At 55.2% G+C, this 12907-nt stretch carries 10 protein-coding genes; 3 read left to right on the top strand and 7 right to left on the bottom strand.

Going from position 1 to position 12907, the window contains the following annotated elements; translation table 11 throughout:
* The first annotated feature begins 465 nt into the window (after positions 1 to 465).
* Both malP and malQ read left to right on the top strand, forming a co-directional pair.
* A complete protein-coding gene (gene malP / locus J4613_RS14560; RefSeq protein WP_111742217.1) occupies positions 466 to 2859 on the top strand; it encodes a maltodextrin phosphorylase in 2394 nt (797 codons plus the stop codon).
* 9 nt (positions 2860 to 2868) lie between these two features.
* The gene (gene malQ, locus J4613_RS14555) at positions 2869 to 4947 is read left to right on the top strand and encodes a 4-alpha-glucanotransferase (RefSeq protein ID WP_111742218.1); all 2079 of its coding nucleotides are present in this window, start codon (positions 2869 to 2871) and stop codon (positions 4945 to 4947) included.
* A 118-nt stretch (positions 4948 to 5065) separates the two neighbouring features.
* On the opposite strand, the gene gntT is transcribed toward malQ, so the two are convergent.
* The 3 genes from gntT to gntX all read right to left on the bottom strand — a co-directional run bounded on the left by gntT (position 5066) and on the right by gntX (position 8076).
* Positions 5066 to 6382 carry a gluconate transporter gene (gene gntT, locus J4613_RS14550; RefSeq protein ID WP_001131737.1) on the bottom strand — a complete coding sequence of 439 codons (1317 nt, stop codon included), beginning with the start codon at positions 6380 to 6382 and terminating at the stop codon, positions 5066 to 5068.
* Between the two features lie 376 nt (positions 6383 to 6758).
* Positions 6759 to 7334, bottom strand: coding sequence for a Fe-S biogenesis protein NfuA (gene nfuA / locus J4613_RS14545; protein ID WP_000619387.1), 576 nt, complete (start codon positions 7332 to 7334; stop codon positions 6759 to 6761).
* Positions 7335 to 7392: 58 nt separating this feature from the next.
* Entirely contained in the window at positions 7393 to 8076 is a 684-nt protein-coding gene (gene gntX, locus J4613_RS14540; RefSeq protein ID WP_000958732.1) for a DNA utilization protein GntX, read from the bottom strand.
* Between the two features lie 37 nt (positions 8077 to 8113).
* Between gntX and bioH the strand changes: the two genes are divergently transcribed.
* Entirely contained in the window at positions 8114 to 8884 is a 771-nt protein-coding gene (bioH, locus tag J4613_RS14535) for a pimeloyl-ACP methyl ester esterase BioH (protein ID WP_000998144.1), read from the top strand.
* A 35-nt stretch (positions 8885 to 8919) separates the two neighbouring features.
* Here the strand turns inward: bioH and J4613_RS14530 are convergent, their stop codons facing one another.
* From J4613_RS14530 to feoA, 4 genes are all read right to left on the bottom strand, one after another.
* On the bottom strand, positions 8920 to 9834 hold the full coding sequence (locus tag J4613_RS14530) for an Rpn family recombination-promoting nuclease/putative transposase (protein ID WP_000235955.1): 915 nt from the start codon (positions 9832 to 9834) through the stop codon (positions 8920 to 8922).
* A gap of 234 nt (positions 9835 to 10068) precedes the next feature.
* Positions 10069 to 10305, bottom strand: a complete 237-nt coding sequence (gene feoC / locus J4613_RS14525) for a [Fe-S]-dependent transcriptional repressor FeoC (protein WP_000157590.1) — start codon at positions 10303 to 10305, stop codon at positions 10069 to 10071.
* Positions 10306 to 10317: 12 nt separating this feature from the next.
* Positions 10318 to 12636 (bottom strand): Fe(2+) transporter permease subunit FeoB, encoded by a 2319-nt coding sequence (feoB, locus tag J4613_RS14520; protein ID WP_079959466.1) that lies wholly within the window; start codon positions 12634 to 12636, stop codon positions 10318 to 10320.
* 18 nt (positions 12637 to 12654) lie between these two features.
* A complete protein-coding gene (gene feoA / locus J4613_RS14515) occupies positions 12655 to 12882 on the bottom strand; it encodes a ferrous iron transporter A (protein WP_001160955.1) in 228 nt (75 codons plus the stop codon).
* Positions 12883 to 12907: the final 25 nt, after the last annotated feature.

Below are 12907 nucleotides of genomic sequence, written 5' to 3'. Positions count from 1 at the left end.
CACTCTGTCACAATTCTAAATAACGGTATTAAAAAAGTATTCGGCGCGGTTGAAACGAGCGTCAGAGCTGGGCTGAGGTCATATTTCCGTTATTGTAAATAATGTCCTGGACATCATCCGGATTTAACACAATGGCGATACCAGGCGTTTAATTAATTATGTTAAGTTAGTGAACCTCCCGCTGCTGAATATTTCAGGTAAGAAACTATTTCGGCGTTCATATAATCTTCGAAAATACCCCTTCGCGATTTACTGTTATTTCTGTTTATTCATTTGATTATGCGTAACACTGGGTGTCGTTGACAGGAATCGGCGCGTTTATACAGGGGTAAGTGGCGGCGATCACACTTTTATGCTCATCCCCGCTCCTCCTCCCTCCCTAATCATTGCCGGGAGGAGGAAGGTCAACATCGAGCCTGGCAAACTAGCGATAACGTTGTTTTATTACCCGAGGACGGATTTCCTATGTCACAGCCAACCTTCAATAAAGATCAATTCCAGGCCGCCCTGACGCGTCAGTGGCAGCGTTTCGGTTTACTGTCGGCGTCCGACATGACGCCTCGTCAGTGGTGGCAGGCCGTTAGCGGCGCGCTGGCGGAATTACTGAGCGCGCAACCGGTAGCGCAGCCGACGAAAGGCCAGCGTCATGTGAACTACATTTCGATGGAATTTTTGATTGGCCGCCTGACGGGAAATAACCTGTTAAATCTGGGGTGGTACCAGGACGTTAGCGATGTGCTGAAAGCGCACGATATTAATCTGACCGATCTGCTGGAAGAGGAAGTCGATCCGGCGCTCGGCAACGGTGGTCTGGGACGTCTGGCCGCCTGCTTCCTCGATTCGATGGCCACCGTCGGGCAGTCCGCTACGGGCTATGGTCTGAACTACCAGTATGGGCTGTTCCGTCAGTCATTTGTTGAGGGCAAGCAGATGGAGGCGCCGGATGACTGGCATCGCGGCAGCTATCCGTGGTTCCGCCACAACGAGGCGCTGGACGTCCAGGTTGGAATCGGCGGTAAAGTCACCAAAGAAGGGCGCTGGGAACCAGGTTTTGTGATTACAGGCCAGTCCTGGGATCTGCCGGTGTTAGGCTATCGTAACGGTGTCGCTCAACCGCTGCGTTTGTGGCAGGCGACCCACGCGCATCCGTTTGATCTGACCAAATTCAACGACGGCGCTTTCCTGCGGGCGGAACAGCAGGGTATCGATGCGGAAAAACTGACGAAGGTGCTTTATCCCAACGATAACCACACGGCGGGTAAAAAACTGCGCCTGATGCAGCAATACTTCCAGTGCGCCTGCTCGGTAGCGGATATTCTGCGTCGCCATCATCTGGCCGGACGCAAACTGCATGAGCTGGCGGATTACGAGGTCATTCAGTTGAACGATACTCACCCGACTATTGCCATCCCTGAACTGCTGCGCGTGCTGATTGACGAGCACCAGCTGAGCTGGGATGACGCCTGGGCTATCACCAGCAAAACCTTCGCCTACACCAACCATACCCTGATGCCGGAAGCGCTGGAGTGCTGGGACGAGAGGTTAATCAAAGCGCTGTTGCCGCGTCATATGCAGATTATCAAGCAGATTAACGATCGCTTTAAGACGCTGGTCGATAAGACCTGGCCTGGCGATAAGCAGGTATGGGCAAAACTGGCGGTGGTGCATGACCGTCAGGTGCGCATGGCCAATATGTGCGTGGTCAGCGGCTTTGCGGTCAACGGCGTGGCGGCGCTGCACTCCGATCTGGTGGTGAAAGATCTGTTCCCGGAATATCACCAGCTTTGGCCGAACAAATTCCACAATGTCACCAACGGCATTACGCCGCGTCGCTGGATCAAACAGTGCAATCCGCAGCTTGCGGCGTTGCTGGATAAAACGCTGAAAAAAGAGTGGGCTAACGATCTCGACCAGTTGATCAACCTCGAAAAATACGCTGACGATGCGAAGTTCCGTCAGCAGTATCGCGACATCAAACGGGCGAACAAAGAACGGCTGGTGAAATTTATCCAGGCCCGCACCGGGATTGAAATTTCGAGCCATGCGATTTTTGATATTCAGATCAAACGCTTGCACGAGTACAAGCGTCAGCATCTGAATCTGTTGCATATTCTGGCGCTGTACAAAGAGATCCGTGAAAACCCGCAGGCTGATCGCGTACCGCGCGTATTCCTGTTTGGCGCGAAGGCGGCGCCGGGCTATTACCTGGCGAAGAACATCATTTTTGCTATCAATAAGGTTGCGGAAGTCATTAATAACGACCCGGCGGTGGGTGACAAGCTGAAGGTGGTTTTCCTGCCGGATTACTGCGTCTCGGCGGCGGAAATGCTCATTCCGGCGGCGGATATTTCCGAGCAAATTTCCACTGCCGGGAAAGAGGCGTCCGGCACTGGCAACATGAAACTGGCGCTGAACGGGGCGTTGACAGTGGGAACGCTGGACGGCGCTAACGTGGAAATCGCTGAAAAGGTGGGTGAAGAGAATATCTTTATCTTTGGCCATACTGTGGAAGAGGTCAAGGCGCTCAAAGCCAAAGGCTACGATCCGGTGAAATGGCGTAAAAAAGACAAAGTGCTGGATGCGGTGCTAAAAGAGCTGGAAAGCGGTCAATACAGCGATGGCGATAAACATGCCTTTGACCAGATGCTGCATAGCCTCGGCAAACAGGGGGGCGATCCGTACCTGGTCATGGCGGACTTCGCCGCTTATGTCGAGGCGCAAAAGCAGGTGGATGCGCTGTATCGCGACCAGGAAGCGTGGACGCGCGCCGCGATCCTCAATACCGCGCGCTGCGGTATGTTCAGTTCCGATCGCTCTATTCGCGATTATCAGGCCCGTATCTGGCAGGCAAAACGCTAAGGGAGCGCGATGGAAAATAAACGTCTCGATAGTGCCGCGCTGGCGGCGGGGATCAGTCCCAGTTACATCAATGCTCATGGCAAACCGCAGTCTATTGGCGCTGAAACCAAGAGACGTTTGCTGGCGGCGATGCACGGCACGACAACAGGACCACAGTCGGTCGTGCCGAATGTGAAGGTTTATACCGCGGGTAAAAAAATGGCGTTGCCGGTAGAGGGGCGCGGTGAGTTTGCCTGGCTGCTGACTACGGAAGAGGGCGTGCATTACAAAGGGCGCGTGACGGGCGGTAAAAAACTTAACCTTCCGGCTACATTGCCGGAGGGCTACCACACCCTGACGTTGACTCAGGATGAACAGCGTACGCACTGCCGTATTATCGTTGCCCCGCCGCGATGCTATGAGCCGCAGGCGCTGCTGGAGGGGAAAAAACTGTGGGGGGCCTGCGTCCAGCTTTATACTCTGCGTTCAGAAAAAAACTGGGGTATTGGCGATTTCGGCGATTTGAAGTCGATGCTGGTCGACGTGGCGACACGCGGCGGCGCGTTTATCGGCCTGAACCCGATCCACGCGCTTTATCCGGCGAATCCGGAGAGCGCCAGTCCCTACAGCCCCTCGTCTCGTCGCTGGCTGAACGTGATATATATCGACGTCAACGCCGTCGAAGATTTCCGCCTGAGCGAAGAGGCGCAGGCATGGTGGCAAATGCCCGCCACACAGCAACAGCTGCGACAGGCGCGCGATGCGCAATGGGTCGATTACGCTACCGTTACCGCGCTGAAAATCACGGCGCTGCGGATGGCGTGGACGCGCTTTGCCGCTCGCGACGATGCGCAAATGGCGGAGTTTCGTCACTTTATCGCCCGCGAAGGCGAAAGCCTTTACTGGCAGGCGGCATTCGACGCGCTGCATGCGTATCAGGTGAAAGAGGATGAGCAGCGCTGGGGCTGGCCAGCCTGGCCGGAGGCGTACCAGTCGGTAGAGTCTCCCGCTGTAAAACAATTCTGTGAAGCGCACCGCGAAGAGGTGGAGTTTTATCTCTGGCTTCAGTGGCTGGCCTGGCGCCAATTCGCCGCCTGCTGGGATACCTGCCAGAGTTTTAAACTACCGATTGGTCTGTACCGCGATCTGGCGGTTGGCGTAGCGGAAGGCGGCGCGGAAACCTGGTGCGACCGGGAGCTGTACTGCCTGAAAGCATCTGTCGGCGCGCCGCCGGATATCCTCGGCCCGCTCGGTCAGAACTGGGGGCTGCCGCCAATGGACCCGCATATCATTGTCGCCCGGGCGTATGAGCCCTTTATCGACCTGCTGCGCGCCAATATGCAAAACTGCGGCGCGTTGCGCATTGACCATGTCATGTCGTTGCTGCGTCTGTGGTGGATACCGTATGGCGAAACAGCGGATCAGGGGGCTTACGTCCATTATCCGGTAGATGATTTGCTTTCTATTCTGGCGCTGGAGAGCCAACGTCACCGCTGTATGGTGATAGGCGAAGATCTGGGGACGGTGCCAGTTGAGATTGTCGGCAAGCTGCGCGATAGCGGGGTCTATTCTTATAAAGTGCTGTGGTTTGAAAATGACCTTGAGAAAAACTTCCGCGCGCCAGGTGCGTATCCGCAACAATCGATGGCTGTCGCCTCGACGCACGATCTCCCCACGCTGCGCGGCTATTGGGAATGCGGTGACCTGACGTTGGGTAAAGCTCTGGGGCTTTATCCGGATGAAGTGATTCTGCGCGGGCTGTATGAGGATCGCGAGCGGGCGAAACAGGGGCTATTGGACGCGCTGCATAAATATGGCTGTCTGCCAAAACGCGCCGGGCATAAGGCATCGTTAATGTCGATGACGCCAACGCTAAATCGCGGACTTCAGCGCTATATCGCCGACAGTAACAGCGGTCTATTGGGGCTTCAGCCGGAGGACTGGCTGGATATGGCCGATCCGGTTAACGTACCGGGCACCAGCGATCAGTATAAAAACTGGCGGCGGAAGCTCACCGCCACGCTGGAGCAGATGTTTGCCGATGAGGGCGTAAACAAGCTGATTAAGGATTTGGATAAGCGCCGAAAAGCGGCCGCGAAGAAGAAGTAATAAAGCCGGGGATTTCCCCGGCTTTATGATGGTGAGAGCACGTAGGCCTGATAAGCGCAGCGCCATCAGGCAATCCTGGCGCACATTGCTGCCTTATCCGGCCTACAAGCCGTCTCGCTTAAACCACCATACCCAACAGCAGACAGCCGATCAGGCCGCAGACGGAGATGATCGTTTCCAGCATCGACCAGGATTTAATGGTCTCGCCGATAGTCAAATTGAAATACTCTTTGAACAGCCAGAAGCCCGGGTCGTTGACGTGAGAGAAAATCACGCTCCCGGAACCGACTGCGATAACCATCAGTTCAGGGCTAACGCCGGTAGTGGCGATCAGCGGCGCCGCAATGCCGCCTGCGGTAATCGCCGCGACAGTCGCGGAGCCCAGCGCGATACGCAGCACCGCCGCGATAGACCACGCCATTAACAGCGGAGAGACATTGGTTTCATGCATCATTGAAGCGATGTATTTATCCACGCCGCTATCGACCAGCACCTGCTTGAACGCGCCGCCGCCGCCGATGATCAGCAGCATCATGGCGATAATTTTGATGGAAGAGACCAGCGTATCGTTAATCTGATCCATTGAACGCCCGCGGTTCAGGCCAAAGGTGAACATCGCAATCAGTACGGCAATTAACGTAGCCATTACCGGGTCGCCCAGGAACTCGGCAACGGGCAGGAAAGCGTGGCCTTTTGGCAGAATCATCTCGGCAATCGCACGCATCGCCATCAGAATCACCGGAACCAGCGACGTCCAGACGCTGACGCCAAAGCCCGGCATCTCTTCTTCCGTAAAAGTTTTCGCGCTGTACAGGCCTTCCGGGATCGGCTTATCGATACCTTTCAGGAAACGGGCGTAAACCGGTCCGGCAAGGATCACGGTCGGGATTGCCAGAATCGTACCAAACAGCAGCGTCTTACCCATATCGGCATGGAAAATCGTGGCGATTGCGGTTGGGCCCGGGTGCGGCGGCAGGAAGCCGTGTGTGACGGAAAGCGCCGCGGCCATCGGCACGCCGACGTACAGTAACGGGATATTCGCTGCTGCGGCAATGGTGAATACCAGCGGCAGCATCAGAACGAAGCCCACTTCATAGAACAGAGCGAAGCCGACGGTAAAGCCGGTTAACACTACGGCCCACTGAATATGCTTTTTACCAAATTTCGCGATCAGGGTAGTGGCGATACGTTGAGCGCCGCCGCAGTCGGCAAGCATTTTGCCCAGCATGGCGCCGAACCCCATAATCAGGGCCAGACTGCCAAGCGTACCGCCGACACCGGCTTTGATGGAGCCGATGACTTTATCCAGCGGCATTCCCTGCATCAACCCGACAGCGAGCGCTACCAGGACAAGGGCGATAAATCCGTTCATTTTGAAGCGGATCATCAGAAGAAGTAACAAGATAACACCGATAGCAACGATGACTAATGGCATGATTTACCTGGCCTTTACTTTGTTATGGGTAACGTCATTGTTTCGACGACAAATTCCTGTTGTTCCCGACGGGAACAGAGTCGCAATAGCACCAATACTGATTACCGTTGAAACGAATGAGCGTAGTCAGATGTTATATGGATGTTAGGTGCCCATAAGAATGATACGGGTAACATGTGGGTGTTGAAAATGACCCTGGCAGGCAAAATTTAAATTATGAGACACAGGTCATGTTATCGGCGAAAGAAGAAGGACCATCGTTCTGAGATGTGGCTGATGGCGCAGGATGGCGGCGTAGACGCCTTATTCGGCCTACGGTGGGGCAGATAAGGCCCGACAGGCGCAAGCGCCATCGGGCATGGATGCGGGGAAAATCTTAGTAGTAGGAGTGCTCGCCGCGCTGGTGTTCGGTCAGATCGCGAACCCCTTTCAGCTCCGGGAATTCATTCAGCAACTGTTTCTCGATCCCTTCTTTCAGCGTGACGTCAACCATCGAGCAACCGTTACAACCGCCGCCAAACTGCAGAATTGCATAGCCTTCATCGGTAATTTCCATCAGCGAGACGCGACCGCCGTGGCCCGCCAACTGCGGGTTAATCTGCGATTGCAGAGCATATTCCACGCGCTCCATCAGCGGCGCGTCATCGGCCACTTTGCGCATCTTCGCGTTTGGCGCTTTCAATGTAAGTTGAGAACCTAGCTGGTCGGTCACGAAATCAATTTCCGCGTCTTCCAGATAGGGCGCGCTCAGTTCATCAACATAAGCGGTCAACAGGTCAAATTTCAGTGCAGTATCGGTGGCTTCTACGGCGTCGGGCGGACAATAAGAAACGCCGCACTCTGCGTTAGGAGTGCCGGGATTAATGACAAATACGCGGATTTGCGTCCCTTCTTCCTGATTTGCCAGCAGTTTGGCAAAGTGCGCTTGTGCAGCATCGGAAATACGGATCATAGTAATGGCCTAATAGTTGACTATTTTAGTTGGTTATAATACGCCCATCATCGAGGCTCTACAAGGTTCGACACAGGCACCATACCTGGACAGTCGCTGCGCCGTTGCGCAAAAGCAGTTGCGCGATTTCCGCGACGGTACTTCCGGTAGTGACGACATCATCCACAATAACCATATGGAGACCCTGTACCGGCAATTCAAGGCGAAACGCGTTTTTCAAATTGCGTTTACGTAACCTGGCGCTGAGATGATGTTGTGTTGCGGTCGCCCGTACCCGCGTGATGGTCTGGCTGTCCCACGCGCAGCCCAGCCAGTGCGCTAACGGTTGGCATAACAGATCGCTTTGGTTAAATCCCCGCCGCCAGTGTCGGCGCGACCAGAGCGGAACGCTGACGATTCTGTCGGGAAGCTGCAAGCCAGTGCTGCGGCGCGCCATGAGGACTTCCTGCAACAGTAGACGCGCCAGTGCGGCGGCAATTTCGCTGCGGCGGGTAAATTTAAGCTGATGCACCAGTAAACTCAAGGGCGGTGTATAGTCACTGACGCTCACCAGACGCTGCCAGGGCGGAGGTTTTTGCAGGCAGCGACCGCAGGGGAGCGAAGGATGCGCGGCAGGTAATCCGCATTGTGGACACAGGCTGACGCGCTGACGAACGGCGCGCGCGCATACGGAACAAATCCCCCAGTGGCTTAACGCCAGCGGCATTCGGCATAGCCAGCATAATCCCGGTACTGTTAGCATAGGTGCATCCTTGTTAGACAAAAGAGAACAGTAACTGATGAATGACATCTGGTGGCAGACCTACGGCGAGGGAAATTGTCATCTTGTGCTGCTGCACGGATGGGGATTGAACGCGGAGGTATGGCATTGCATTCGCGAGGAACTCGGCTCGCATTTTACGCTGCATCTGGTCGACTTGCCGGGCTATGGTCGCAGCTCGGGGTTTGGCGCCATGACGCTTGAAGAGATGACGGCGCAGGTAGCGAAAAACGCGCCGGACCAGGCTATCTGGCTTGGCTGGAGCCTGGGCGGCCTGGTGGCGAGTCAGATGGCGCTCACCCACCCTGAACGCGTTCAGGCGCTGGTGACAGTCGCCTCTTCGCCATGCTTTAGCGCGCGTGAGGGGTGGCCGGGAATAAAACCAGAAATCCTCGGTGGATTCCAGCAGCAGCTTAGCGACGATTTTCAGCGCACGGTGGAGCGTTTTCTGGCGCTGCAAACGTTAGGGACGGAGACGGCGCGTCAGGATGCCCGCACCTTAAAAAGCGTGGTGCTGGCGCAGCCTATGCCGGATGTAGACGTGCTCAATGGCGGACTGGAAATCTTAAAAACGGTCGATCTACGAGAAGCGCTTAAAAATGTGAACATGCCGTTTTTGCGTTTGTATGGTTATCTGGACGGTCTGGTGCCGCGTAAAATCGTGCCTTTGCTCGATACGTTATGGCCGCACAGTACATCACAGATAATGGCGAAGGCGGCCCATGCGCCGTTTATCTCGCATCCGGCGGCGTTTTGTCAGGCGCTGATGACGCTAAAATCATCGCTGTAACCAGGGCGTTGCCGGGCCCGGACCATTCTGCAAGGTTAATGGCTTTCAGACGCCAGATCGGCAGGCGCCAGCCCGGTAACCCTAAGCACGGTATCGCGATCGAAACCATCGTTTAGCATGGAGCGGGCAATGCGCAATGCGGCGAGCCGTTGGCCTTCCTGCTTGCCTTGCTGTAACCCGTTACGATGTCCTTCCTGACGTAATCTGTCTGCGATAGTCATGATCTTCTCCTTATGCTGTGGGATACGCATAGCCACCTGGCGGATAAACGTATTGAAGCGCGCGGCGTCGCCAGTGTGCATCATGTAATTAAACAAACTTTGAAGCTGGGTGTCATTAGCGTATCCCTTAACCAGCAGGGCGACCAGCTGTTCGACAAGCCCCATCAGATCACGCTGGCGGATGTGTTTTTGTATGAGTTCCAGCAGCGCGACCCGTCGGTGTCGCATAATCTCGTCGTCCGGCACGACCGTAATATCGACCAGAGGAAAGGCGGTGGCGTATAGCTTACGCGCCATCACCGGGTCGGCAAATTCATCCAGCCAGCATAATGAGAACGGATACGGGCTGCGGTTTCCGTGATAAAACAGCATTGGCACCACTAACGGCAACGTCTTATGCCCGGCCTCCAGGTGCCGTTGCATTGCAGCCATTGCGTAACGCATCAGCCGAAATGCCATATGCGCGTCCGGCGTACTCTGATGTTCAATAACCACGTAAATGTAACCTTCACCTTCACTTGTTTCCAGCGACCAAAGAATATCGGAATAATGGGGGCGTAAATCCTCTTCAATAAAGCTACCGGACTCCAGCCGTAACGTATTCAGATTACAGATTTGACGTAATGTCGTCGGGAGATGGATTTCCAAAAAATCCCGTGCAGTATCGGGGTGGCATAAAAACTGTTTGAATACCGCGTCATGCGGCGTGGATGTTGTTGAGGTCGCCATATCGATCCGTCATCGGTGAAGTTCAATGGCGTGACACTACGCGCAGACCGGGCTGATTGCAGTAGAGGATTAGTGCGCTTGCGAGGCGCGTGGGGAGATAAATGCGCACGGCGGTAACGCTTTCATCTTTGTGGAAGGCATGACGCAAAATTGCCCGGCAGCGTGACGCGTACCGGGCAACATAACGCGGGATAAAGGCCGGATAAGACGCGTTACGTCGCTACCCGGCGAAGGCTAACGCAAGGTCCACCATTCGCGCAGGCAGGCTTTACCTTCCGGACAACTTTTACAGCTGCCTGAAAGGCAGCCGTCCGGTTCTTCCGGGATACGTACCGCTTTACCCATGATCTCCAGTTGATTCAGCATGGCGTCGATCATGGGCTGCGGAGCGTGCAGCGTATGGCTGATCTGCGTTGCCTCCATACGCCCCCGTAGCGCCAGTAGATCGCGAACCTGTATCAATGAAGCCATTTTTTACATCCCTTAGTGACAATTGCCCGCAGTGCCCGAACAACAGGAACTTACGTTTTTGCGGGTTGCCAGCAGTTCAATGTCTACACGGCTGCGGGCGCGGCGTAACAGGCTTAACACCACAACGTTAAAGACGATCACTGCCAGAATACAGATCAGGCTGTACGTCGGGTGCTGACTGAAGCTGGTAACCTGGTAGAACAGCGTGGCGAGCGAATAGGCGATATTCAGCCCCCACAGGATGGAGAAGCCCATCCAGCCGCGGCTGGACTCGCGGGCGATAGCGCCCATTACCGAGATACACGGTACGTAAAGCAGGACGAAAATCAGGTAACTGTACGCCGCCGCGGCGCTGCCGAATTTTTGATCCATCACGCCCATCGCGCCGGTCGCCATTTCGCCGTCACCTTTACTCGCTTCGATCGGGTTAGCCAGTACGCTCAGGCTAAAGGTGTCTTTCAGGCTTTGCCAGGTATCGTCAACCGCGCCCAGCAGTTCATCGCCGAGGTGAAAGTCGGCAGGATTAAACGCTTCGTCCTGAATATTTTCGGCGGTGTAGAGCGTGTTCAGCGTACCGACGACAACTTCTTTCGCCATGGCGCCCGTAAACAGACCCACGGTCGCTTGCCAGTTATCCTCATGGACGCCGATCGGTTTAAAGACTGGCGTGATGACCCGGCTTACAGAGGCGAGGGCGGAGTCATTAATGTTATCGACGATTTTGCCGCTCAGCGAGAAACTGTTAAACGCGCTCAGGAAAATACTCACGATGATAATGACTTTACCGGCGCGTAGTACAAAACCTTTCAGGCGTTGCCAGGTCTGGATGATCAGGCTCTTGATATGCGGGACGTGGTAAACCGGCAGCTCCATCACAAACGGAGAAGCTTCGCCGCGCATAATGGTATGCTTCAGCATCAGGCCGGTTAATACCGCCATGACAATACCCAGCACGTACAGCGAGAAGACCGCCAGCGCGCCGTTTTGCCCGAAGAAGGCGGCGGCAAAGACGGCGAAAATCGCCAGGCGCGCGCCACAGGACATAAACGGCGCCATCATGATGGTCATCAGGCGTTCGCGCGGAGCGTCAAGCGTGCGGGCGCCCATCACGGAAGGTACATTACAGCCGAAGCCGACAATCAGCGGCACGAAGGATTTACCCGGTAGTCCCAGCGCCTGCATCAGGCGATCCATGACGAAGGCCGCGCGCGCCATATAACCGGAGTCTTCAAGGAAGGAGAGGAACAGGTACATCATCCCGATTTGCGGCACCAGCGGCAGGACGGTATTGATCCCGCCGCCAAGACCTTGCGCCAGGAAGATGGTTAACCAATCCGGGAAGTGCAGCGTGTAGCCAATCCATTGAATGCCATGAATAAAGATGGCGACGGAACCGGCATCAAACAGGGGTTGCAACGCGCCGCCGATGTTAATGGCGAGCAGGAACATCAGGTACATCACGAACAAAAAAATCGGTAAGCCGAGGAAGCGGTTCAGGATAATTTTATCGACCGCCCTGGTGAAGCGGCTGGGTTCGGCTGTCAGGGTATTACTTACCACGTCGCAAATAGCGGCGATACACTGGTAACGGGCGTCGGCGATATGCAGCGCCGGGTCGTCCATTTCGTCCTTCAGACGGGCAAGGGAGGTGTCCAGGTTTTGCGCCGCCTCGCCTGCGTAAGCCCGGCTGTAGATATCGCCCTCCAGCATTTGCAGACCCAGCCAGCGGCGCTGTTGTAAAGGCATCTCCTGGGCCATCGCGTCGGCCAGGAAATCCGCTTCGCGCAGCAGCGGCTGGGCATAATGCACCAGTTCGACGTTGTCGTTAGCGTTGTGACGGTCAATGGCCAGTTTCAGCGCCTCGATACCGCGGCCGCGAGTCGATACCAGCGGTACGACAGGGCAACCCAGACGCGTGGACAGAGCGTCGACATCAATACGAACCTGCTGTTTTTCGGCGATATCCAGCATGTTGAGCGCGACAATACAGGGGATACCCAGCTCCAGCAGTTGCAGCGTCAAATAGAGGTTGCGCTCCAGATTGGAGGCGTCCACAACGTTTATCAACAGATCGGCGTCGCCGCTCAGGATGTAGTGGCAGGCGATCTGTTCGTCGAGAGAGGTTTGTGACGAGATGGTCGTCAGAGAATAAGTGCCGGGTAAATCTACCAGCGTGACCTGGTGGTCAGTTGTCACGAACTGGCCCTCTTTACGCTCGACGGTGACGCCCGCCCAGTTCCCCACGCGCTGACGCGCGCCGGTGAGTTGGTTAAATAAGGTGGTCTTGCCGGAATTAGGATTACCAATTAAACCAATGGTTAATTTTTTCATTTTTATAGACTCACTGTATTAACAGGAAACCGCTTCCACTTCTATTAACGCCAAATCCTTTTTACGTAAAACCAGACTCACGCGTCGTGTTTCGATATGGATCGGATCGCCTAAGGGCGCGACGCGGACAACATTAAATGAAGAGCCGGGCAACATGCCGAGCGAAAGCAGTTTTTGACGATACGCCGGGCTGATTTCACGCGCAAAGCCGGTGATTTTCCACGCAGTGTCAGGAGTGAATTGCATACGACCTACTTGTTTCTTACTAACT

The sequence above is a fragment of the Salmonella sp. 32020114201800008SM genome (assembly GCF_017572025.1).
Taxonomy (GTDB): Bacteria; Pseudomonadota; Gammaproteobacteria; order Enterobacterales; family Enterobacteriaceae; genus Salmonella; species Salmonella enterica.
Note: the sequence above shows the minus strand (reverse complement) of the source record. Positions and strands in the feature narration are given on the sequence as shown.

Coding starts and splice junctions, on each gene's coding strand:
- malQ (WP_111742218.1), top strand. CDS start 2,869: ATGGAAAATAAACGTCTCGATAGTGCCGCGCTGGCGGCGGGGATCAGT.
- gntT (WP_001131737.1), bottom strand. CDS start 6,382: ATGCCATTAGTCATCGTTGCTATCGGTGTTATCTTGTTACTTCTTCTG.
- nfuA (WP_000619387.1), bottom strand. CDS start 7,334: ATGATCCGTATTTCCGATGCTGCACAAGCGCACTTTGCCAAACTGCTG.
- J4613_RS14530 (WP_000235955.1), bottom strand. CDS start 9,834: ATGGCGACCTCAACAACATCCACGCCGCATGACGCGGTATTCAAACAG.
- feoC (WP_000157590.1), bottom strand. CDS start 10,305: ATGGCTTCATTGATACAGGTTCGCGATCTACTGGCGCTACGGGGGCGT.
- malP (WP_111742217.1), top strand. CDS start 466: ATGTCACAGCCAACCTTCAATAAAGATCAATTCCAGGCCGCCCTGACG.
- feoA (WP_001160955.1), bottom strand. CDS start 12,882: ATGCAATTCACTCCTGACACTGCGTGGAAAATCACCGGCTTTGCGCGT.
- gntX (WP_000958732.1), bottom strand. CDS start 8,076: ATGCTAACAGTACCGGGATTATGCTGGCTATGCCGAATGCCGCTGGCG.
- bioH (WP_000998144.1), top strand. CDS start 8,114: ATGAATGACATCTGGTGGCAGACCTACGGCGAGGGAAATTGTCATCTT.
- feoB (WP_079959466.1), bottom strand. CDS start 12,636: ATGAAAAAATTAACCATTGGTTTAATTGGTAATCCTAATTCCGGCAAG.